Origin of the sequence: Maribacter spongiicola, assembly GCF_004364165.1 — a bacterium.
In the GTDB taxonomy this organism is placed as follows: domain Bacteria; phylum Bacteroidota; class Bacteroidia; order Flavobacteriales; family Flavobacteriaceae; genus Maribacter; species Maribacter spongiicola.
This window is the reverse complement of the sequence record NZ_SOAY01000012.1, coordinates 258,235-279,676: the sequence shown is the minus strand read 5'-3', so window position 1 is coordinate 279,676 and position 21,442 is coordinate 258,235. Positions and strand designations below refer to the sequence as shown.

19 protein-coding genes and 1 tRNA gene are annotated in these 21,442 nt (G+C 35.1%); 11 read left to right on the top strand and 9 right to left on the bottom strand.

What is annotated here, in order from left to right; translation table 11 throughout:
* Positions 1-37 precede the first annotated feature (37 nt).
* Together CLV90_RS14405 and CLV90_RS14400 are read right to left on the bottom strand one after the other, a co-directional pair.
* Positions 38-1,621, bottom strand: a complete 1,584-nt coding sequence (locus CLV90_RS14405; protein ID WP_133688204.1) for a 4Fe-4S binding protein — start codon at positions 1,619-1,621, stop codon at positions 38-40.
* Positions 1,622-1,649: 28 nt separating this feature from the next.
* A complete protein-coding gene (locus CLV90_RS14400; RefSeq protein ID WP_133688203.1) occupies positions 1,650-2,996 on the bottom strand; it encodes an NAD(P)/FAD-dependent oxidoreductase in 1,347 nt (448 codons plus the stop codon).
* A gap of 276 nt (positions 2,997-3,272) precedes the next feature.
* On the opposite strand from CLV90_RS14400, the gene CLV90_RS14395 reads away from it, so the two are divergent.
* The 4 genes from CLV90_RS14395 to CLV90_RS14380 all read left to right on the top strand — a co-directional run bounded on the left by CLV90_RS14395 (position 3,273) and on the right by CLV90_RS14380 (position 7,428).
* Positions 3,273-3,989 carry a DUF547 domain-containing protein gene (locus CLV90_RS14395; protein ID WP_133688202.1) on the top strand — a complete coding sequence of 239 codons (717 nt, stop codon included), beginning with the start codon at positions 3,273-3,275 and terminating at the stop codon, positions 3,987-3,989.
* A 24-nt stretch (positions 3,990-4,013) separates the two neighbouring features.
* Positions 4,014-4,889, top strand: coding sequence for a hypothetical protein (locus CLV90_RS14390; RefSeq protein WP_208295134.1), 876 nt, complete (start codon positions 4,014-4,016; stop codon positions 4,887-4,889).
* 172 nt (positions 4,890-5,061) lie between these two features.
* Positions 5,062-6,327: a BamA/TamA family outer membrane protein gene (locus CLV90_RS14385; RefSeq protein ID WP_133688201.1), complete on the top strand. Its 1,266-nt coding sequence runs from the start codon at positions 5,062-5,064 to the stop codon at positions 6,325-6,327.
* Between the two features lie 66 nt (positions 6,328-6,393).
* Positions 6,394-7,428 (top strand): N-acetylmuramoyl-L-alanine amidase family protein, encoded by a 1,035-nt coding sequence (locus CLV90_RS14380; protein WP_133688200.1) that lies wholly within the window; start codon positions 6,394-6,396, stop codon positions 7,426-7,428.
* Between the two features lie 87 nt (positions 7,429-7,515).
* On the opposite strand, the gene CLV90_RS14375 is transcribed toward CLV90_RS14380, so the two are convergent.
* The 6 genes from CLV90_RS14375 to CLV90_RS14350 form a co-directional block, all read right to left on the bottom strand.
* On the bottom strand, positions 7,516-9,087 hold the full coding sequence (locus CLV90_RS14375) for a Kelch repeat-containing protein (protein WP_133688199.1): 1,572 nt from the start codon (positions 9,085-9,087) through the stop codon (positions 7,516-7,518).
* A 220-nt stretch (positions 9,088-9,307) separates the two neighbouring features.
* A complete protein-coding gene (locus tag CLV90_RS14370; RefSeq protein WP_133688198.1) occupies positions 9,308-10,810 on the bottom strand; it encodes an Ig-like domain-containing protein in 1,503 nt (500 codons plus the stop codon).
* 46 nt (positions 10,811-10,856) lie between these two features.
* A complete protein-coding gene (locus CLV90_RS14365; RefSeq protein ID WP_133688197.1) occupies positions 10,857-11,558 on the bottom strand; it encodes a TIGR04283 family arsenosugar biosynthesis glycosyltransferase in 702 nt (233 codons plus the stop codon).
* Between the two features lie 44 nt (positions 11,559-11,602).
* Positions 11,603-12,418 carry a purine-nucleoside phosphorylase gene (locus CLV90_RS14360; RefSeq protein WP_133688196.1) on the bottom strand — a complete coding sequence of 272 codons (816 nt, stop codon included), beginning with the start codon at positions 12,416-12,418 and terminating at the stop codon, positions 11,603-11,605.
* On the bottom strand, positions 12,415-13,086 hold the full coding sequence (locus CLV90_RS14355; protein WP_243835463.1) for a TIGR04282 family arsenosugar biosynthesis glycosyltransferase: 672 nt from the start codon (positions 13,084-13,086) through the stop codon (positions 12,415-12,417). Before CLV90_RS14355 ends, CLV90_RS14360 begins: the two co-directional genes overlap by 4 nt.
* A gap of 70 nt (positions 13,087-13,156) precedes the next feature.
* Positions 13,157-13,663 carry a rhodanese-like domain-containing protein gene (locus CLV90_RS14350; RefSeq protein WP_133688195.1) on the bottom strand — a complete coding sequence of 169 codons (507 nt, stop codon included), beginning with the start codon at positions 13,661-13,663 and terminating at the stop codon, positions 13,157-13,159.
* 55 nt (positions 13,664-13,718) lie between these two features.
* Here CLV90_RS14350 and CLV90_RS14345 point away from each other — a divergent pair, with 55 nt between their 5' ends.
* Entirely contained in the window at positions 13,719-15,302 is a 1,584-nt protein-coding gene (locus CLV90_RS14345) for a glycoside hydrolase family 32 protein (protein WP_243835452.1), read from the top strand.
* A 342-nt stretch (positions 15,303-15,644) separates the two neighbouring features.
* Here CLV90_RS14345 and CLV90_RS14340 read toward each other — a convergent pair.
* A tRNA-Phe gene (locus CLV90_RS14340) sits at positions 15,645-15,717 on the bottom strand.
* 100 nt (positions 15,718-15,817) lie between these two features.
* Between CLV90_RS14340 and CLV90_RS14335 the strand changes: the two genes are divergently transcribed.
* The 6 genes from CLV90_RS14335 to CLV90_RS14310 are packed head-to-tail and all read left to right on the top strand — an operon-like array spanning position 15,818 to position 21,348.
* A complete protein-coding gene (locus CLV90_RS14335; protein WP_133688194.1) occupies positions 15,818-16,546 on the top strand; it encodes a type III pantothenate kinase in 729 nt (242 codons plus the stop codon).
* On the top strand, positions 16,547-17,833 hold the full coding sequence (locus tag CLV90_RS14330; protein ID WP_133688193.1) for a hypothetical protein: 1,287 nt from the start codon (positions 16,547-16,549) through the stop codon (positions 17,831-17,833).
* 39 nt (positions 17,834-17,872) lie between these two features.
* The gene (locus CLV90_RS14325; protein WP_166638594.1) at positions 17,873-19,246 is read left to right on the top strand and encodes a tetratricopeptide repeat protein; all 1,374 of its coding nucleotides are present in this window, start codon (positions 17,873-17,875) and stop codon (positions 19,244-19,246) included.
* A gap of 5 nt (positions 19,247-19,251) precedes the next feature.
* The gene (lptC, locus tag CLV90_RS14320) at positions 19,252-19,863 is read left to right on the top strand and encodes an LPS export ABC transporter periplasmic protein LptC (RefSeq protein ID WP_243835451.1); all 612 of its coding nucleotides are present in this window, start codon (positions 19,252-19,254) and stop codon (positions 19,861-19,863) included.
* Positions 19,856-20,062, top strand: coding sequence for a hypothetical protein (locus tag CLV90_RS14315; protein WP_133688192.1), 207 nt, complete (start codon positions 19,856-19,858; stop codon positions 20,060-20,062). The genes lptC and CLV90_RS14315 overlap by 8 nt, the downstream gene beginning before the upstream one ends.
* Positions 20,063-20,121: 59 nt before the next feature.
* Positions 20,122-21,348 carry a hemolysin family protein gene (locus tag CLV90_RS14310; RefSeq protein WP_243835449.1) on the top strand — a complete coding sequence of 409 codons (1,227 nt, stop codon included), beginning with the start codon at positions 20,122-20,124 and terminating at the stop codon, positions 21,346-21,348.
* Positions 21,349-21,442: the final 94 nt, after the last annotated feature.

The window sequence follows — 21,442 nt, the reverse complement described above, 5'->3', positions numbered from 1 at the left end:
ACCGCGCTTTAAGGCATGGCATTATTATAAGATAAATCTATTTATTATTCACTAAATCCATTAAATCAACATCGTTGCCTAATAAAACATCTTGAGAATTGATACGTCCTTTTTCTGGTCCGTTTTCTAATTTTAAAACTCCCCTTGGGCAAACCGCAGAACAAATACCACAGCCTACACAACTAGAACGTACAATGTTTTCACCTTTTTGAGCATAAGCACGTACATCGATACCCATTTCACAATAGGTAGAGCAGTTACCACAAGAAATACATTGACCACCATTGGTCGTAATTCTAAATTTAGAGAACATGCGTTGTTGAAAACCTAACATCGCTGCCATTGGGCACCCGAATCTACACCAAACACGATTACCTAAAATAGGGTAGAATCCTGTTCCTATAACTCCAGAGAAAATACTACCAATTAAAAAGCTGTACGTTGTACGTAATGTTTCTGCTTTGAAGATGAATATGTTTGCTGAATCACTAAAAAAGTGCATACCTATTAATACAGCGATAATGGTAAAATAGCCAATAGCGCCATATTTGGCATCTTTCGCCAGTTCTTCTCTTTTGTAGATCATTACCCAGGCGAATATTGCAGTCAAAATAACAGCAACTCCTGAGATGAACATTGTTTTTGTTAACCAGTATTTGCTTGTGTCATTTCCTAAATACGAGTAAATTACTGCTGTAGTCATTAAGGTTACGAATACTACAACACTGTGTACTACCCAACGCTCAACTTTCCAAGCAAATTTAGATTTATCACTAAGCTGACGAAAAGAATCGCCGGCAGTTTCAGCCAAGCCACCACAACCACAAACCCAAGAGCAATACCAGCGTTTACCGTATTTATAGGTTAAAAAAGGAGAGATGACAAAGATAGAAATGATACCAAAAAACAACATCGTCATACCTACACTACCAGAATCTATAAAGCCATTAATACGGTAACGTTCAAAGTTGTAATAATTTAATGGCCACATGTTTTTAAGGTCATAGTAGGGTAAGTCGCCATTTAAGCGCGCCATAATTTCAGGAATGAAAAAAGCGAATGCGGTTTGGAAGAACATGACACTGACCGTTCTTAATTGCTCGTATTTATTATGGCGATATTTCCAAATGAATTTTGCGCCAAAAGCCAAAATAGCAACAGTATACATAGTACCGTAAACAAACCACTGGCTGGCAGGGTTTCCGCTTAGCCCTTTGCTTAATGGGTCGAATAAGGCAATTAAGCCCGTATTATCGCCATCTTTTACCAGACCTAAATACTCTGGATAAAAATAGAGTACAATGTAAAAACCGGTTAAGGCAATACCTGCCATCCATGCAAGTACACCACGGCTAGAAATAGATTTAAACCAAATACCATCATTTTTAATTCCCTTGTGCTTGTGTGCATAAGCAGCTTGAGAAAACCAGATGATTCCCGCAAAAATGGCAACAATAGAAACCGTTAACCATAGTGCGGTATTACCCAATTTTAAATTGAACAATTGTAAAATAAGAATGCCCATACCGATCATTCCTGTTAGCACTGCCAGTTTTTGACCTGTGTTTAAAGCTTTAGGCGGTTCTCCCGCAAGTGACATACTTCTGTCAAAATTACCCATAGTAGGTGTTGTTTGTGTTGTTATTTAGTTAGGCTATACTGAAAATACGTTTCCAGCTTTTTTTCTTCAGGCTGATGTTCTTATTGAAATCAGCATTGTATTTAGCGACAATTTCATCTTCATAGAGCTTGTAGAACTCAGGATCAAAATTGGCATCTTTTAAATAGGTCATGACATGATCCATATCTTTATTTTCGGTCAGCCATTGATCAAAAATCTCATGTCGCATTCGAATCCCAAAGGTGTTGATGCCTAAAAATTTGTGGCTATCTTTATCAAAGGCTACTGTAATACATACCTTCTCTTCTGGGTGGCGCCAATGAAAATGTTGTTCGGTATCTTTTTTATTTCGTTCGCTAAAAACCCATCCGTAGGTTTGGTATTCCACATCTAAAAATTTAGCGGAGTTGAACCAATGTCCCGGGTTGTATTCCCTTTCATTACCGCAAATGGTTTGTGCCAATGCTTCGCCCATCATTCTGCCCGTGTACCAAACTGCCTCTATAGGTCTTCTACTACCAATACCTTCATGCTGCTCTGCGCAATCGCCAATGGCATATACATCTTTTACATTGGTCTCTAATAGTCGGTTTACCTTAACACCTCTACCAAGTTCGATACCTGAGTCTTTTAGAAAATCAATGTTAGGCGTAACACCTGCGGTCAAACCAACGACATTACATGCAATAGTTTCACCTTTGTCAGTAACTACTGCTTTTGCACGCCCATTTTCATCGGCAAGAATTTTATCTAGGTTGGTATCTAGTCGTAGGTCTATATGGTGTTCTAAAATATGTTCGTTTACCATAGCAGATTCTCCGGCGGGTAGTACTCCGTTCCAAAAACTTTTTTCACGAACCAAGAATGTTACCGGTATATCACGAGAGCGTAACATTTCTGCCATCTCAATACCAATGAGTCCGCCGCCTACGATAACCGCACGGTTGCATACCTTATTATTAGGGGCATTTACCTCAAGCATTTCAAGATCTTGCTTAGAGTACAACCCTTGTACACCGTCTAAATCTTGCCCGGGCCAACCAAATTTATTGGGTTTTGAACCCGTTGCTATAATTAGCTTATCATATGAAATAGAAGAACCACCTTTTAAGATTAGCTTTTTTGCATCTGTTTCCACTTTTTCTACAAATCCGTTTACGAGGTCGATCCTATTTTTCTTCCAAAACCAATTTTCGTAAGGCTGTGTATGTTCAAATTTCATGTGACCCATATAAATATACATTAATGCGGTACGGGAGAAGAAATAATCACTTTCTGCAGAAATAATGGTGATTTTTTTGTCTGATAGCTTTCGTATATGTCTAGCTAAGGTGACTCCGGATATGCCATTACCAATAATTACAATATGATCCATAAAATGCTTTTGTTGATGGTTGTGTCGGTATTAAAGGTAAGAACTTAACAGCCTACTTTTTATTTAGAAAGATTATAAACTTGTTATACTTCTGTGATACTTTTAAACGTAGTTTGCGTTTTAATCTTCTTAAAACGGATTTGTAACATGCAGTAAATCAGTGATTAATTGGCTTAAAAATTTTAAATAAAATAAATTATTTTTTTAGGAAGTGTATGTTTTTGAAAAAAGCCACGACCTAAACAAACTCAAAAGCGAATTTAAATTTCGAATATCATGAAAAGAACTTTACTACAGACACTATTTTTTCTTTTAATAGTAACTAACATATCTGCACAAGATGTAGCCACCTTTTTTAGTAAGAGCGATAGCTTTTTTAAAACCAATGTAGTTGACGGTAAAGTGAAATATGCAGCGATAAAAAAGAATCCTGAAGCGTTGAATGCGGTATTGGCATCAGCGAAAAGTATTGCAGTATCTAAATCTGACGCTGCTACCTACCAAGCTTTTTGGGTCAATGCTTATAATCTACTTGTTATAGATGGCATTGTTAAGAATTATCCATTAAAATCGCCTTTAGATGTATCTGGATTTTTCGATAAAACAAAACATGAGATTGGTGGAAAATCAACAACCTTAAACGGAATAGAGAATGATTTGCTAAGAGCACAGTTTCCGACAGAGGCAAGATTCCATTTTGTATTGGTATGTGCAGGTTTGGGCTGTCCACCAATTATAAATACGGCATATAAGCCAGCTACTCTAGAAAGTCAGTTACAGAAGCAGACAGTTTTAGCATTGAACAATCCTAATTTTATTAGAGTGAATAAGAATAAAGCTCAGATTTCACAATTGTTCGAGTGGTACAAAGGAGATTTTGAACAAAAAGGAAGTACAGTGGATTTTATCAATACCTATAGAAAAGAGCAATTACCAGAAAATGCAAAGGTTTCTTATTACCCTTACGACTGGTCTTTGAACGAAGCTAAATAATTAACAAAACCTAAAAAACTTATTATGAGTATTATAACTAGAAATTTATTTCTTACAGTGGCTATTTGTGCCTTTTTTAAAGGGTACAGTCAAGATAGTTTGCAACAGAAAAGTAATATACAGCAGTACACACCTTCGAAATTAGTAGGCAAAGGGCAGTACGATATCAAATGGTTCAATAATCTATATACGCAAACTGAAAGTACATTTACGGAAGGTAAAGAGCCAAGACAAACATTTTTTACGTCTACCATTGAAGGGTATACCGGTGTTGGTACTAACAAAAGATGGAATGTAGGTGCCATTCTGGAATTCAGGTCAAACGTAGTTGGAGATAGAAGTGCCTTAGACGTATTTAAATTCGATGGGGAAAACAACACCGCCAGATCAGGTCTAACATCGATAGCGCCATCGGTAAAGTTTGTGCCTATTGCTTCTGTTAGTAATTTTTCTATTCAGAGTTCATTCTTTATTCCGTTGGTGGATAATGAAACGGAGAACGGAGTATTTTTGGATCAAAAGGGATACATCTGGCAAAATAGATTCTTTTATGACTATACTTTTCCAGGTGATAAATGGCAGCTTTTTAGTGAGATCAACTCAGAGCTAAGTTTTGGTGATAAAGAGGAAAGCTTCGCTAATAATAGCTTAAATCTTAGTCCGGGTTTATTTCTTAGCTATTTTCCATCCAGCAAATTCACCATTTTGGCATTGGCACAGCATTCTCAGCGTTTAGATTTGGGGAACAACTTTACACAAGATTTTACGGCCTTAGGCGGTGGTGCAAAATACCAACTAACAAATGCATTGAATTTAGAAGTGCTGTATACCAATTTTGTTCGAGGTAATAATACAGGGCTAGGGCAAACCTTCAATTTAGGATTGCGCGGTATATTTTAATATTAGTTTGAGTGTTCCTTTAAAGAGCCTTTAGTTGATAAAACAACTAGGCTCTTTTTTGGTATTTATAGGTATGCTTTTGAACTATAATTGATTACGCGATTATTTTGTTCTATATTGAAAATCTTGATGAAAGATTCATTTGGGTTATAGTAGGAGTCTTTGAAAAAATATGAAAATAAAAACACTTCTTTTTTATATACTATTGTTTGCCTTTTACTTCATGATAGGGCAAGATGTTAAGGTGGTAGAATTGAAGTTTGAGGGTGCAAAGCGTACCAAAGTATCTTTCATTAAAAATCTTGTAGATATAAAAAAAGGTTTGGTCTTAGATTCTGTTCTAATGGATCGAGACATACTCCGTCTAAAAAGATTACCCTCTATTTCTCATGCCTATTACAAGGTTGAAAATTTAGCAAATCAAACTTGCGAGGTTGCGTATGTAATTGAAGAAAACTTTACGTTAATTCCGTTTGCTAATCTATTTAGCTCCTCAAATGATGATTTTGCATTTAGAATTGGGTTGCAAGAGTTTAATTCTTTTGGTCGAAACATAACTTTGGGTGCTTTTTATCAATATGATAATTATAGTTCGTTTGGGTTAAGTGTACGAGCACCATATCTATTCTCTAATAAGCTTGGGCTTGCTGTGAATTATAATGATTTTACCACACTAGAACCTGTTTTTTTTCAAGATGATACGGCAGATTATAAGTACAGCAATACCGGCTTTGAACTCTTGGGGTTGTATGAATTCAATTTCAAAAATAGGATGGAACTGGGCTTTAGTTTTTTTACTGAAGATTATGAATATGTTGAAGGCGCTACAAGTGCAGGCGTGCCATTGAACCTAAATGTAGATAAGTATTTGTTCAAGTTTATTTATGATTATAACGGTTTAGATTATTTCTATCACTATTTAGAAGGATTCAGAAGTCAGTTGAATCTGCAATATGTGGGTAGTACCAATACCAATTTACCTGAATTCTTAATCGGGTTCAATGATTTTACGTATTTCAAAAGAATAGGCGATCGAGGTAACTGGGCAAACAGACTGCGTTTGGGTTTGGCAAGTAATGTTGATAGTCCGTTCGCACCATTTACCGTAGATAATAACTTAAATATTAGAGGGGTCGGTAATACCATTGATAGAGGTACAGGTATGGTTGTTTTAAATACAGAATACCGACAGACTTTAATAGATAAAAATAAGTTTGTACTTCAAGGAAATGTCTTTATAGATGGAGGCACATGGAGAAATCCCGCAGGCGGATTTGATGATTTATTAAAGAATGAGAATCTTAGAATTTACCCGGGTGTCGGACTCCGATTTATGCATAAACGAATCTTCAATGCGATTTTTAGGATAGATTACGGCTACGGAATCACAAAAAACGGTGACAACGGAATTGTCTTTGGTATTGGTCAATATTTTTAGCAATCTTTGTGCTTCAATAGATAGTCATAAATAAAGTATGGCATAGACCTTGCGTTTAATAATAGCATGAAACACAACAGTTTTACAGTTATATTTTTATTGGTTTTTAGCGTTTTTTGCGTTGCGCAAGATTCGTTGAAAACGGTTGTGGCAGAACCCGGCGACGGAATTTTATCTCTGTTAAGAAAGCAAGGTGTTAATCCGTATGAAGCTTATGATGAGTTTGTAGCCCTAAATCATCATGATTTACGCGATAGTGTGCATCTCGTTGCCGGTAGAATTTATGTGCTTCCAAGAATAAAATTAGATACTGTGGCAATTGTAGATTCTTTACAACTGCAGTCAAAAGAAATTAAAGAGCTAGAAAGTGATTCTTATGACATTTTTGGAGAGAAGCATAAAACGGTTATTGCTAAAAGCGAACGGTTAGAAGGCAATGTTTATTATTTAGTTTCAGGTCATGGTGGTCCTGATCCGGGAGCGATGGGCGTTTATGCAGGTAAGGCGATAGCAGAAGATGAATATGCCTATGATATTACTTTACGGCTAGCTAAAGAGCTATTGGCTCATGGTGCAGAAGTTTATATCATTATACAAGATGAAAATGACGGAATTAGAGATGATTTCGTTCTTGAAATCGACCATGATGAAGTGGCTTATTTGAATAAAACAATACCGCTAAACCAATTGGCAAGATTAAAACAACGTGTAGATATCGTCAATGGTCTCTATAAAGAAAATAGAGGAAAATACCAGCGATTAATTGTTACGCATGTAGATAGTAGAAGCGAAAATCAAAACATAGATGTCTTCTTTTATCATCACGAGAAAAGTAAAAACGGGGAAAAACTAGCGGAAAGCATTCATAAGACTTTCGGGGCTAAGTATAAAAAATACCAGCCTAATAGAACCTATTCAGGTACTTTTGAAGATAGAACATCGCTGTATTTAGTAAAGAAAACGCACCCTGCAATGGCATACATTGAGATTGGAAATATTAGAAATAAAAAAGATCAGATTAGAATTTTAGATCCAGACAATCGCCAGGCACTCGCCAAATGGATCAGTGAAGGTGTGTTGTTAGATTTTGAAGGGGAATAATTTTGATTTTAAATTTCGGAATAAAGAAAACCATTACCGTTATAATTAACGATAATGGTTTAAATTTTCAATTGCAATACAGGGTGATTAATTTAAATCTGCTACTAAAACATCCCAATTTTGAAATTCTCCTTCAGCCACTTCTTCTTGTTGTCCGTAAAGAATATATATTTTTCCATTGATCACGGCCATAGAATGAATAGCTTCATTTTCAGGGCTGGTTAAATTGGTAGTCAATTCAGTGAACTCGTTATTTAACGTGTTATAAACGCCTATATAGGGTTCATTATCATATTGCGTTAAAAAACCATCAGGATTACCATCGCCATCGGCATCATCGGTAAATGATTTTATTTGACCGCTTACGATAATTAGGTTTTCATATTTTCCGGTATAAGTAAAGTGTAATGCTGAAGGCATGGTTTCAGTGGTAATTTCCCCTGATTCAAAATCATAGATATAAATGGAGTTTTTGGCAATTTGACCAAAGGCCTCTTCTGTACCACCAAAAACATATAGTTTGTTTTGTACGGTTTCTGCACGGGCTCCACTTCTAGCTTCTGGCATTATGGTTTCAGTTGTAAGTGATGAATTTAAATCATCCCATTTATAAATTTCATCACCAATATTTTGTGTATCGCCAAGGGATCCACCAACAATAAAAATTTCATCGTCAATTACGGCAGAACCATGTCTAGATAATATAATTTGTCCATCATATGAAGCACTGGTAGGGTCTGTCTGTAAATCTAGGTCATAGGTGTTTATATATTGACCACCGACTACCTTTAGTTTATTGTCTATGATATGAAGTTGTTTTGATACAAAATCTGACTGAAAAAATAATTTATCCGTTAGTTCGCCAGTTTCGTTATCAAATCTGGTAATTCGCTCTGGATTAACAAATTCCGTACCTATCATTTGACCTTCTCTAGTCACGATAAAAATACTGTTACTACTGTTAGAGCCTATCATCCCCGGGGAGAAGCCACTAACGGCATTAGAAGGGTATGAAAAAGCAGGGGAAAATGAAAGTGCTTCTGTCGGTACTTGCGCATAATCATTAGCTGTTTTAGGGGTAAGTGTAATTGCGATGGTTGATGTTCCTTCGCCTAAAACAGTTCCCGTTATATTACTTTCATCTATGTAGGTAAATGTAAAACCTGGGCTTTCTAAATCTGAACTGCTTTCGCCAACAAAGTCAAAAGCAGATTTAAAAGGAGATTCATAATAATCTACCATGGTCTCTTCTAGTGTTGTAGCTTCTGTTTCTATAAAGTTTCCCGGTCTCCATTCTAATGTACCGTTAAAGTCTGTTTTTGAACTGACAAAAACTTCGTTGGTGAACACAAGTTCATCATCGGTAACGTTAAAATTATTCGAAATATCAAATGTGCCGGAATTATTGGTCAAAACTGCTTCACTGATTTTCCATACTTTTTGCTCATTATTTGTTAATGAATTTAAAACAGACTCGCGTTCTTGCGCAAGTACAACAGAAAGGTCTTCCGTTGCCTCCTCTTCGGGCTCTTCTATTTCTTCTTGTTCTTGTTGTTCTTGTTGTTCAGTTTCGGTTTCTTTAGTTTCGTCCTTGTTGCAACTGATAATAAAAAATGTAAATGATAGTAATAAAAAGAGGTGTAATACTTTAGTTTTCATTTTGGTATGGTTTTAAAATTAACAGTGCTAAATGTAAATTGGCGAATGTCGTACCACAATACCCGTTAATGGGTAATTTTAAAACTCCATTCGTCTAATCAGTGAAAATTAAAGTTTACATAAAAAAGATATCTGCCAAGGTATTGGCAGAATAAATCAATGAAGTCGTGTTATTAGATTTTGAAGGGGAATAACCTATTCCCCATCAAAATGATATTGTTTACTGAGTACAAGTACCTTCTTCTAATTCTTGTTGCGTTGGGTTGTATTCATTATCAGAAGAAGTAAATGTGCCAGTTAGCCCAGCCGCATTATTAATAAGTGGTAGTAATCCGCAGAATTCTGACAGCGAAGCATTTTCACGAATATCGATATAACCGTCTACGTAGATTAGATTTTGCAATTGGTTTAAATTTGTTTCATTAGTTCTTCTTATAGTTAAATTGCCATTAACCCTTCTTAAATTTTCTAATTTAAGTGTTTCAAATAAAAGATTCTCTCTGCCATCAATATATAGCCCACCATCAACTTGCTCAAAGCCCATTTCATTGAACAAATCCATAGCTGATTGTGAAGTAATAGATAAATACCCATGGTATACACCTAATGGTATATCTTTTTGACATTCACTATTAAGTATTTGACTAGGATAAGGATTGTATTTGTTGAATTTGGTATCGTAAAAATAACCGCCTACACCATCATTTATCAATAAAGCTTTAATACCGCAGTAATTATCTAATCTATAATTATAATCGATAGAAACATTACCATTAACGGTTCTCAAACTAGCTAGCCCATTTAAATTATTTATAAAAGGGTTTTGACTTACATTTAAATCAGTTTCGATAGATGATAAACTCATTAAACCATCAATATTTTCTAAAGCATCATTACCATTTATAAAAACCACCGCAGCTGTTGTGATATTAGATAGACCATCTATATTTTTTAAAAGCTTGTTGTAACCAATTTGCAAAGTAGATGAAAGGGTTGTGATAGTAGAAAGTGCATCAATATTTAGTAAGCCATCATTTTGTAAGATAGAAAGAACACCAGTTACATTGACATTTTCTAAACCATCTAAGTTTAATAATAAAGGATTTCTTCTAATACGCAGATTCGCTACTTTGGTCAATGTGACTAATGGAGTTAAATCTACAATGTCTGTTTCGCTAGAACCACTTTCAGAGCCTATGATTATGCCTTCTGTAACTTCGGTATAACCAATATTTCCAAAATCGTTCACCTCTTGTTGGGTAGTTAATATAGCCCCTTCAAAAACCTCATTTACTCCGGCACCAGAGCAGTTTATAGTATTTTTTCCGCTTGCGGCATTACTTTCAAATACAATTTGACCTTCATAACTTGAAACTTCAGTTGGTTCGAAGTAAACTGTTATGTCTTTTGAAGAATTAGGCGTAATAGTTGCGCTGTTCAAATCTAAGCTATATCCAATTGGCGCTGTAATTGATGAAATGACAAGGTCGGCGTCGCCAGTATTTGAAACAGTAAAACTTTTTGAATCACTACTGTTTGTTACTTTTTTGTCAAATTTCAGTGAATTTTCTCCAAGTTCGGAGCTAATGGCGATTATGGCATTAGCGGTAATTTCATTCTCTTCTTTAGTTATGATTACATCGTCATCATTGTCAGATGAACTACAGCTAATTATTAAAAAAGAACTTAATAGTAGAATTGATAATTTAAAGTAATTGGTCATATGGTCTTAGTAGGTTTGGATCTATAAAACGATATGGATTTATTTATTATTGTAAATTTTTTTGATAGTATTTGTAAAGCTCTGAAGGACTGTAACCTAGATAATATTTTAAATGAATCATGCCAAAATGATACTGTAATTTAACCATACCTCGTTCTTCATATCGCCTGGCAGATGTAGTCACGGCAGAAGAAATAATCTTAAAAGTTTTTATTTTGTAAACTCGTTGAATGAATTCATTGTCTTCGTAAATCACAAATTTTTCATTGAAGCCATTAAGTTGGTGAAAAAGTTTGTTGGTGATAAACAATGACTGATCTCCGCCACGACAAATTTGATGATTTATGCGCGTACACCATGCGAAAAATTTCAAAAAGCGGCTGTTGCTATTAAAACGCATTTGAAAACAACCCACCTCAAAACCTTGGTCAATTTCATTTAGAATAGCAATGTCAAAATCTTTTGGAGGTAAAGAATCTACATGTAAAAAATAAAGGATATCTCCAGTAGCTTTTGTTGCCCCATGGTTCATTTGTGCGGCACGCCCTTTTTTACTGTTAACAACAGATGCGCCATATTTTATGGCATTTTCCGCAGTATGGTCTGTGCTACCGCCATCAACCACTAGTATTTCTTTAATGCGGTCAGAGCCTGCATTGTTTGAAATAGCGAAAAGTACATCTTTAATGTACTTTTCTTCATTCAAAACCGGTATAATAATACTAATGGTTGGCTGGTGGGCACTCATACAATACTGTTTGCTTACTTATGGTAGCCAAATACTGTTAAACCTTACAATTGCTTGATTAATTCTTGAAATAATTGCACCATTTTCGGCTCTGTTTTTTCAGCAATAGCGATGATTTCGCTAATGTCTACAGGCTTTAAATTGTCTGGGTCACATTCATCTGTTAATACAGAAACAGCAACAATAGGTAATGACAAATGATTGGCAACGATAACTTCTGGTACGGTACTCATACCAACAGCATCTGCACCAATTAATTTAATCATTCTGTATTCTGCCTTTGTCTCTAGTTGAGGTCCGACTACAGAAGCATACACTCCGCTTTTCAATGATATGTTAAGTTCTTTTGCAATAGCGGTCAGTTTGTTACGCATATCTAAATCGTAAGGCTCAGACATGTCTGCAAAACGCTCGCCAAAATCACTAACACCTTTAAATGCTAATGGAGAACCACCTTGTAGGTTAATATGATCTTCGATCAGCATCATATCTCCCTTTTTATAATCAAGGTTTACTGCACCGGCAGCATTAGAAATAAATAATTTAGAAATACCCAGCATGTGCATAACGCGAATAGGGTAGGTGATATCTAAAAAGTCGTAGCCTTCATATAAGTGAAAACGACCTTGCATTACAACTACTTTCTTACCAGAAATGGTACCGTATACCAACTTGCCACTATGAAATTCTACAGTTGCCAATGGAAAAAATGGAATGTGATTGTAATGAGCTTCAATAGGGTCTTCAACACTATCAACTAATTTGCCTAATCCTGTACCTAGTACAATACCTATTTCAGGTTTATCAAAACCTTTATTTTTAAGGTATGCTACAGATTCTAAAAGTTCATCTTTCATCATAATTTTATATGTTTTAAAAAGGGTGAAAAGGCATCGATATCCTTTATATCCTCGTAATAATCTACATCGTTTCTTGTTTCTAAAAGGGCAGTAGTTTCATTTTTAAGATCAGCTAAAGTGTCCTTTAAAACGGTTTCTGTTCCCCATGTTTTGTTTTTAAAAAGTGCTGGTAAAAATTTCTTTATCCCAAGTAAATAGTATCCACCATCTTTTGCGGGACCAACCACAAAATCGTTTTTCTCTAAAGATTTAAATGCTTCTTCTAAATCTTCTTGAGAAAGATCAAGCATGTCACTACCAATGATAATGATTTTTTGATATTCATTTTGAAACCCTTGTTGAAAGGCATTTGCCATACGAACACCTAAATCTTCGCCGATTTGTAATTTTTTACCAAATTTTTGATTGTCCCAAATATCGTTTTCCCAAATTTCTTCAGAATAATACACCTCTTTTTCTGCATATAAATTCTTGGTAATCGCTACGGTATGGGCTAATAAAAATTTATAAATATCAAATGCAGCTTGGTCGCCAACAGTAGCGGCTAAGCGTCTTTTTCCTTTACCTATTTCAGGGTTTCTAGTGAAAATAAGTAAAAGATTGTTTGAGTTTGCGAGGGTAAAATCTATGACTTTTTCGTCTCGTACTGCTTTGTTGTTTTGTAGTATTGCCAATGTAATATTTTAATTTTCCTAACTCCTAACTCCTAACTCCTAACTCCTAACTCCTAACTCCTAACTAGTATACTTTAATACCTTCTTGTAAAAGCTTGCCCCAATGTTTGCTAAAAGCATGAACGCTATCGGTTGCAATTTCTTTGTCGTTAAAAACGGTACCACCTTTATTTTTCCATTCAAAAATACCACCATGTAAGTTTAGAATTTTGGTATACCCCAATTCTTTTAGCTTCTCACCAATATCTTCTGATCTTACACCGATAGAACAGTAAACGATTATGGGCTGCGATTTGTCAGTAATCGTTTTCAGTACCTTTTTCTCATCGAACTTTTTATAGCCGACCCAAATAGCATTTTTAAGGTGACTTACTTCAAATTCTTCTTTTTCTCTAGTATCTAAATATGCGATAGAATCTGTTTCGGGTAAATTATCAAAATACGCATAAGGTATCGTTCCTTGGTTCCAAGAGTTTAGTGCCTTTGAAATTTTGTCTTGTCCCGAGCTATAATTTGAAAAAGAAAGGAAGGCAAGAACACAGAGTAATAACTTATAATTTAGTATTTTCATTACTACAAAGGTACTATAATTAGCATTTAAGAAGTGCCGGTATAAAAGTGAATTTATGGTTAAAACTTTGCAAAATAAAGGTTTAGCAGTATTTGTATTACTGTGTGTTATTTTTAATTTCAGTTGTAAACAAGAGGTAAAGCAAGAGTTGATCGAAGAAGAAGAGATTCCAACGGGGTATTATATAGAAAAATATAGACCACAATATCATTTTACACCAGAAGAAAAATGGATGAATGACCCTAACGGATTGGTTTATAAAGATAGCGTGTATCACCTTTTTTACCAATATTATCCAGATAGTACGGTTTGGGGACCTATGCATTGGGGACATGCGGTTAGTAAAGATATGATGGTTTGGAAGCATAAACCAGTTGCTTTATTTCCTGATGAAAACGGATTCATATTTTCAGGTAGCGCTGTGGTGGATCATAATAATACTTCGGGCTATGGTACAAAAGATAATCCCGCAATGGTGGCAATTTTCACCTATCATGATATGGCAGGTGAACAAGCTGGAAAAAATGATTTTCAAACACAAGGTATTGCCTATAGTTTAGATAATGGTGATAGTTGGACGAAGTTTGAGAACAACCCTGTAATTGAAAATACGGGAATTAAAGATTTTAGAGATCCCAAAGTTTTTTGGAATGATAAAGCTGAGCTTTGGACAATGCTTCTGGTAGCGGGAGACCATTTGCAAATATGGAATTCACCCAATTTAAAAGAGTGGAAAAAAGTAAGTGAGTTCGGTAAAGAAACCGGTGCGCATGGTGGTGTATGGGAATGTCCAGACTTGTTTCCTTTAAAAATAGAAGGTACCGATGAGGTAAAATGGGTGTTGTTAATTAGCATAAACCCTGGTGCACCAAATGGAGGTAGTGGTACACAATATTTTATAGGAGATTTTGATGGCACAACATTTACCACAGAACAAGTAGAGCATAAATGGATAGATTTGGGTAGAGATAATTATGCAGGTGTAACCTATAACGATACACCGAATAATGAACGCATATTTATTGGTTGGATGAGTAATTGGGATTATGCCCGTGAAACGCCTACTGAAAAATGGCGTAGTGCTATGACAGTACCAAGAGCGTTGACGTTGCGAAAGGTTGGTGATGAAGTATCATTATTTAATTATCCGGTAATAGGTTTTGAAAAGCATGTTGCTTTGGCATACCCAGAAAGTATAATAAAGATTCTACCTACTAGAAAAAGAATTATTCCGCTGAAGTATGGTAACCAAAGCAAGATAAAATTTACCTTGTCTATTCCAAATGCTCAGATTTATTTTAGGAATAAAAACGGAGATAGCCTAAGTATTGATATTGATAGGACTAAAAAGTTGGTTACCCTAGATCGAAGAAAATCGGGCAATGTTGATTTTAGTGATAAATTTTCACCGGGAGTTCAGCAAATGAAAATTCCGAGTTTACCAGATGGTCCAATTGAAATAGTATTTCTACTAGATCATTCTTCATTAGAAATTTTCATAAATGACGGTCAGTATGTAATGACCAATCAAATTTTCCCTAATGAATTTTTTAGGGCGATAACGATTGTGAATAATTCAGAAGAAGAGTTAGTTATAGAAGACTTTACAGAGCATAAAGTAGAACGTGTTTGGGATTAGTCTCTGCAGTGTTGTCGCGTAAGTCAAGACTTCTTCATTTGTGCTTCTGCTTGCTATATTTGATTTTTATATAATTTGCTAGGTATATTTTGGTGTCTCTAAGCTAAAGTCGGGCTAATTGTGTTTACTGAAATGTTGGTGTAATGACGTGTTCGCTATTACAATAATTCTAAAACCTTATTTTATTTCAAGGAGTTTTTAAAATATCTGATTTTTTTTGTCAAAGAATGGGCGAAAAGCACAAAGCAATTCTATGATTTGTAAGCTAACCTATATATTTTTGTATTAGAATAAGAGGGTGTTAAAACAAAAAAATCCTTACCGTTAAGTAAGGATTTATTGTGGTGCCTCCAGGAATCGAACCAGGGACACATGGATTTTCAGTCCATTGCTCTACCAACTGAGCTAAGGCACCATGTCGCTGTAAGCGGCTGCAAATATAATTTCAATTTTATGATTTACAAACAAAATCATGAAAAAAGAAAAATGTTTTTTTAATTTTTAATCTTTGTACCATGAATTTAATAATTGATGCAGGTAATACAAACGTTAAGTTAGCAATCTTTAAAAAGACGGAAATTATTCATTTAGAGACTGTTGTTGCTGATTTGTTTGTTGAGGTCGTTAAGAAAATCTTCAAAGAATACCCGAATATACAATCTGCAATAGTTTCTAGTGTAGGGTCTCTTTCTAAGGAGCAAGTGAAGGTTGTAGCCGTTTTTTGTGATTTACATGAGTTAAATAACGCCTCAAAAGTGCCATTTAAGAACTCATATGCATCTCCTCAAACTTTAGGGGTTGATCGTATTGCACTTGCAACAGCGGCGTATTATTTTAATCCGCATAAAAATAATTTGATAATAGATGCAGGTACATGTGTTACGTATGATATGTTGAATGATTTTGATGAATATTTGGGCGGAGCCATATCTCCAGGTGTGCAAATGCGCTATAATGCCATGCATCAACAGACTGCAAAATTGCCTTTGCTCGAGAAAAAAGAACTATTAGACTATATTGGTAATACAACGGAAAACTGTCTACATAGCGGTGTAATAAATGGTGTAACTCTTGAAATAGACGGTGTCATTGATCTCTACAAAGCAAGATTTAAAAATTTAACAGTTATTTTAACTGGTGGAGACACACTATTTTTGTCTAAACGATTAAAAAATACCATATTTGCGGATTCCAAATTTCTCCTGAAAGGGCTTAATTATTTGCTGGAATACAACAAGCACTAAATGATCAGAAAAATTGTAATTGCAATTGTATACATTACCACTGTTGGTATGTACGCTCAAGATGGTACCGTTTCTCCTTACTCTTTCTTCGGAATTGGTGATATAAAAAGCACAAGTACTGTAGAAAATCAAATGATGGGTGGTATTGGCGTTTATGCCGATAGTATACATATTAACTTAAAAAACCCTGCCGCTTACGGCAAGCTCGGGTTAGAGGTGATGGATAAAGAAGGTCTTGTAACCTATACGGCCGGTGTTTCTAACAAGCAGTTTACCCTAAAAAGTTTTACCGAAGAACAACAAAGCTCTGTAACGACTTTAGATTATTTGGCACTTGGTTTTAGCGTTGGTAATGGGTTAGGTATGGGGTTTGGTATAATGCCATATTCGTCCGTTGGTTATAACTTCGTTGAAGAAAGAACCAATACAAGTGGGTCATTAACCAATGTTTATAATGGTACTGGCGGTTTAAATAGAGCTTTCTATTCTATAGGGTATGAAATTATTCAAGATTTAAGCATTGGTGCAACGGTAAATTTCAACTTCGGTACTTTAGAGAGTGAAAGGTTGCAACAAGTTGAAGATATTCAATTTGGTACTTTTGATAGAAGAAGTTCTAGGGTTAATGGTTTTGATTTCAATTATGCGTTGAACTACAGTCCGCTAATTAAAGGTAATAAAAGACTTCATTCATCTATCCGTGTAAATACGCAAGGTAATCTCGTTTCTGAAAATGATAGACAGATAGGTTCTTTCTCAGTAGCCAGCGGGGTAACAATAGAGGCGGTAGAAGTGAATTTAGCTGCTCAGAATTTAAGCAACACAGAATTGAAAATACCTACCACGACGACATTAGGTTTGGGGTATGGTGAAGATTATAAATGGTTTATAGGTGCTGAATATAGTTTTCAGCAAATGAGTTCTTTCGAGAATTCATTCTTAGGTGCAGAAAGTGTTACCTATGAAGATGCAAGTTCTTTTGCTTTTGGTGCATTTATTACGCCAGATTACGATTCTTTCTCAAGTTACTTAAAACGAGTCACTTATCGTGCAGGGTTGCGTCTAGATAAGACTGGTATGTTGGTGAATGACGTTGATATAAATAACTTTGGCATAACTTTTGGATTAGGCTTACCACTGGGTAGAAGTTTCTCAAATCTTAACTTAGGTTTTGAATTTGGTAAAAAAGGAACTACTCGTGCTAATTTGATCGAAGAGAGCTATTTTAAAATTAATGTAGGGCTATCATTAAACGATCGTTGGTTCCAGAAAAGAAAAATCAATTAATAAAAATTTAGTACATTAACCATTTTAAAAATAGAAAAAATGAAATCGAAACTTTACTTCACGGCAATTATGTTCCTTGGGATGATGGGAGTGAGCAATGCACAGGCGCAAAACCCTGAATGTATGACAAACTTGTCCATATTTTCTGAACATGCAAAAGTTAAAAATTATGACGCAGCTTATGAACCATGGAAAATGGTTTATGAAACTTGTCCGCAACTAAATAATGCTATCTATGTATATGGTGAGCGTATACTTAAGGATAAAGTGGAAAAAGCGACTGGTGCTGATAAAGAGAAATTTGCTAATGATCTTATGGGTCTTTACGATAATAAATTAAAGCATTTTGCATCTAAAACTACCCCTGGTGAGACTATGGTTGATAAAGCTATGGTGATGTACGAAAATAAAATGGCAGATGATGCTAAAATGTACAGCATGTTAAGTGAGGCATTTACTAAAGATCAAGAAAACTTTACAAGCCCGAAAGCATTGTACATCTACTTCTCTAGTTTGGTTGATGAGCATAAGGCTGGTAGAAAAGATTTGCAAGAGGTTTTTGATGTATACGATGCGGTAACAGAGAAAATTGAGGTTGAAAACGAACAACTTACTGGTAAAATTGCTAAGCTTTTACCTAAAGAAGAAGCTGGTACATTAACTTCTAAAGAAAAATCTCGTTTAAAATCTTACAATTCATATTCTGAGGTTTATGGTAAAATTGCAGGAAGTATAGATTCTAAATTAGGTCCTTTAGCTGATTGTAGCAACTTAATTCCTCTTTACGAAAAGAGTTTTGAAGAGAAACAGAATGATGTTGTTTGGGTAAAAAGAGCTGTTGGTCTTATGTTCAACAAAGAATGTACAGATGATCCAATGTTCCAGAAATTATTTGAAGCTCAGTTAAGATTAGATCCATCTGCTGATGCTTATGTTTACGGTGGTACGTTGAAAATGAAAAATGGCGATAGCAAAGGTGCTCTTGCAGATTTCGATAAAGCATTATCTTTAGAAACTGATAACGATAAAAAATCTAAGATTGCTTATAAAGTAGCGGTTATTAATAAAAGAAAAGGTAGCAAGTCATCTGCACGTAGCTACGCACAAAAAGCGATTGATGCTAACCCATCTAATGGTCGTGCATATTTATTGATTGCTAACTTATATGCAACTAGTGCAAATGATTGTGGTACATCGGCTTTCGAGAAAAGAGCAATGTATTGGAAAGCTGCTGATATGGCCAGAAAAGCCGGTAGAGTTGATCCATCTTTAGGCGGTTCTTCAAGTCAGGCGGCAAACAGCTATAGTGCAAAAGCACCAACCAAAGAAATGATCTTTAGTTCGGGTATGGCTGGTAAAACTATTACATTTCCTTGCTGGGTTGGTGGTAGCGTTACAGTACCCTCTTTATAGAAAAAATGAAACAGATTCTTAATTTTAAAGGCATTGCCGTGGTATGTACCATGGCAATGCTTTTTTTATCTTGTCAAGACGATTACAAGAGAGTAGGTGATGAGGCTGCAAAAAAAGTATACCCTAGAGGTGTAGTTGAAGATTTTGTACTTACCTATACCGAATCTCCAGAAAAATTGGGATCTGAGGATGTTGGTTCTTCTAAGGTGCTGGCAGTTTTGTCCGGTCCTATTAGAAACGATTTTGAACAACTTACATTTCCGTATCAAACCTTCCCAGAAGGCTTGTTAGTGGAAATTTTCAATGAGAAGAATGAGAAAACTACCATAGAGGCAGATTACGGAGTATTGTACTCTAAGACTTCTATCGTAGATTTGCGAGGTAATGTACTTATTAAAGGTGATGATGGTAAGAAATTGGCAACATCTCAATTGTATTATGATCGTGGTAATGAATGGGCATTTACGCAAGAAAAATTTACGTTCACCAACCCTGATGATGGAACGGTAATGGACGGTGAGGGAATGGATATTCAGAAAGACCTTAAGTTTTTAAATGCGCATAAGACGTACGGACTGATGTTAATTAAAGAAGATAAAGAACAAGAAAATGATTAGTATTTTAAGGTATACGGAGTATTTATATGTTATAGTAGCCGGTTTTTCAATTTATAGAATTTTTTCAGATTGGAACACCGATAGAACTATGGCGTATTTTTTCATTTTTTTTGCTTTAGTTTCTATTGGTATGTTCTTGTTTAGAAGAAATTACAGGAAAAAATTCGAACAACGTAAACAGGATAATCAAAACAAATAGTGGGTACAGCCGGTATTATCATTATACTTTCCTTGATTTTTTCAGCATTTTTCTCAGGAATGGAAATTGCCTTTATTTCTGCGAACAAGATTCATATAGAAATTGAAAAAAAACAAGAAGGATTTTTAGCAACTGTACTTACCAGATTAACCAAAAAACCATCTAAGTTTATTGCTACCATGCTTATAGGTAACAATATTGCTCTGGTTATTTACGGTTTTTTTATGGGCGATGTGCTTATGAATTGGTTTACCGGTATCGTTCCAGATAACGCCATTTTAAAGTTATTTATAACCGATTTCAGTTTGTTGACCCAGACGTTGATTTCTACTTTTATAATATTGATAACGGCAGAGTTTTTGCCAAAAGTTCTCTTTCAAATTTATGCGAATAACCTTTTGAAGTTATTGGCTATACCAGCCTTTTTATTTTATATTTTATTCTCTTTCATATCAGATTTCATTATTTGGATTTCTGACTTAATACTAAAACATGTATTCGGTACCTCTGGTGATGAAGTCCAATTGGCATTTAGTAAATTAGAACTGGGCGATTATATTACCGAACAGATGGAAACCATTAAGGAAGAAGATGATGTAGATACAGAAATACAGATTTTTCAAAATGCACTAGAATTTGCAGCGGTAAAAGCAAGAGAAGTTATGGTGCCAAGAACAGAGGTAGTTGCTGTTGAAATGCACGAAACACCAAAGAATCTAGCTAAATTATTTACCGAAACAGGGTATTCAAAAATTTTGGTTTATAATGATACTGTAGATAATGTAATAGGTTATATACATTCTTACGAGTTGTTTAAGAAGCCAAAAACATTAAAAAGTATTTTATTGCCAGTTGAGTTCGTGCCCGAAACAATGCTTATTCAAGATATTTTGAACACCTTAATGAAGAAACGAAAAAGTATTGCCGTGGTTTTAGATGAATACGGTGGTACATCTGGTCTTGTAACGGTAGAAGATATTGTAGAAGAGTTGTTCGGTGAAATTGAAGATGAACACGATACAACAGATTTGCGCGAAGAGCGAGTTGATGATCGTCATTTTCTTTTTTCAGCTCGTTTAGAGGTAGATTATATCAACGAAAATTATAAGTTAGACCTTCCGGTATCAGATGAATTTGAAACCTTAGGAGGGCTTTTGGTGCATACCTTAGGTGAAATTCCAGATAAAGAAGTAGAGCTTACTATAGAAGATTATAAGTTTACGGTGTTAGAAGTGTCCAACACAAAAATTGATCTAGTTTCTATAGAACTATTAAAAGAAGAATAACAGTGCATCAATCAATAAATTAGGAGGCTTTTTAGTTTTTATTATTTCAATTAAAAATGGTAGTTTTGCCTCCCAATAACCACAAACGATTATT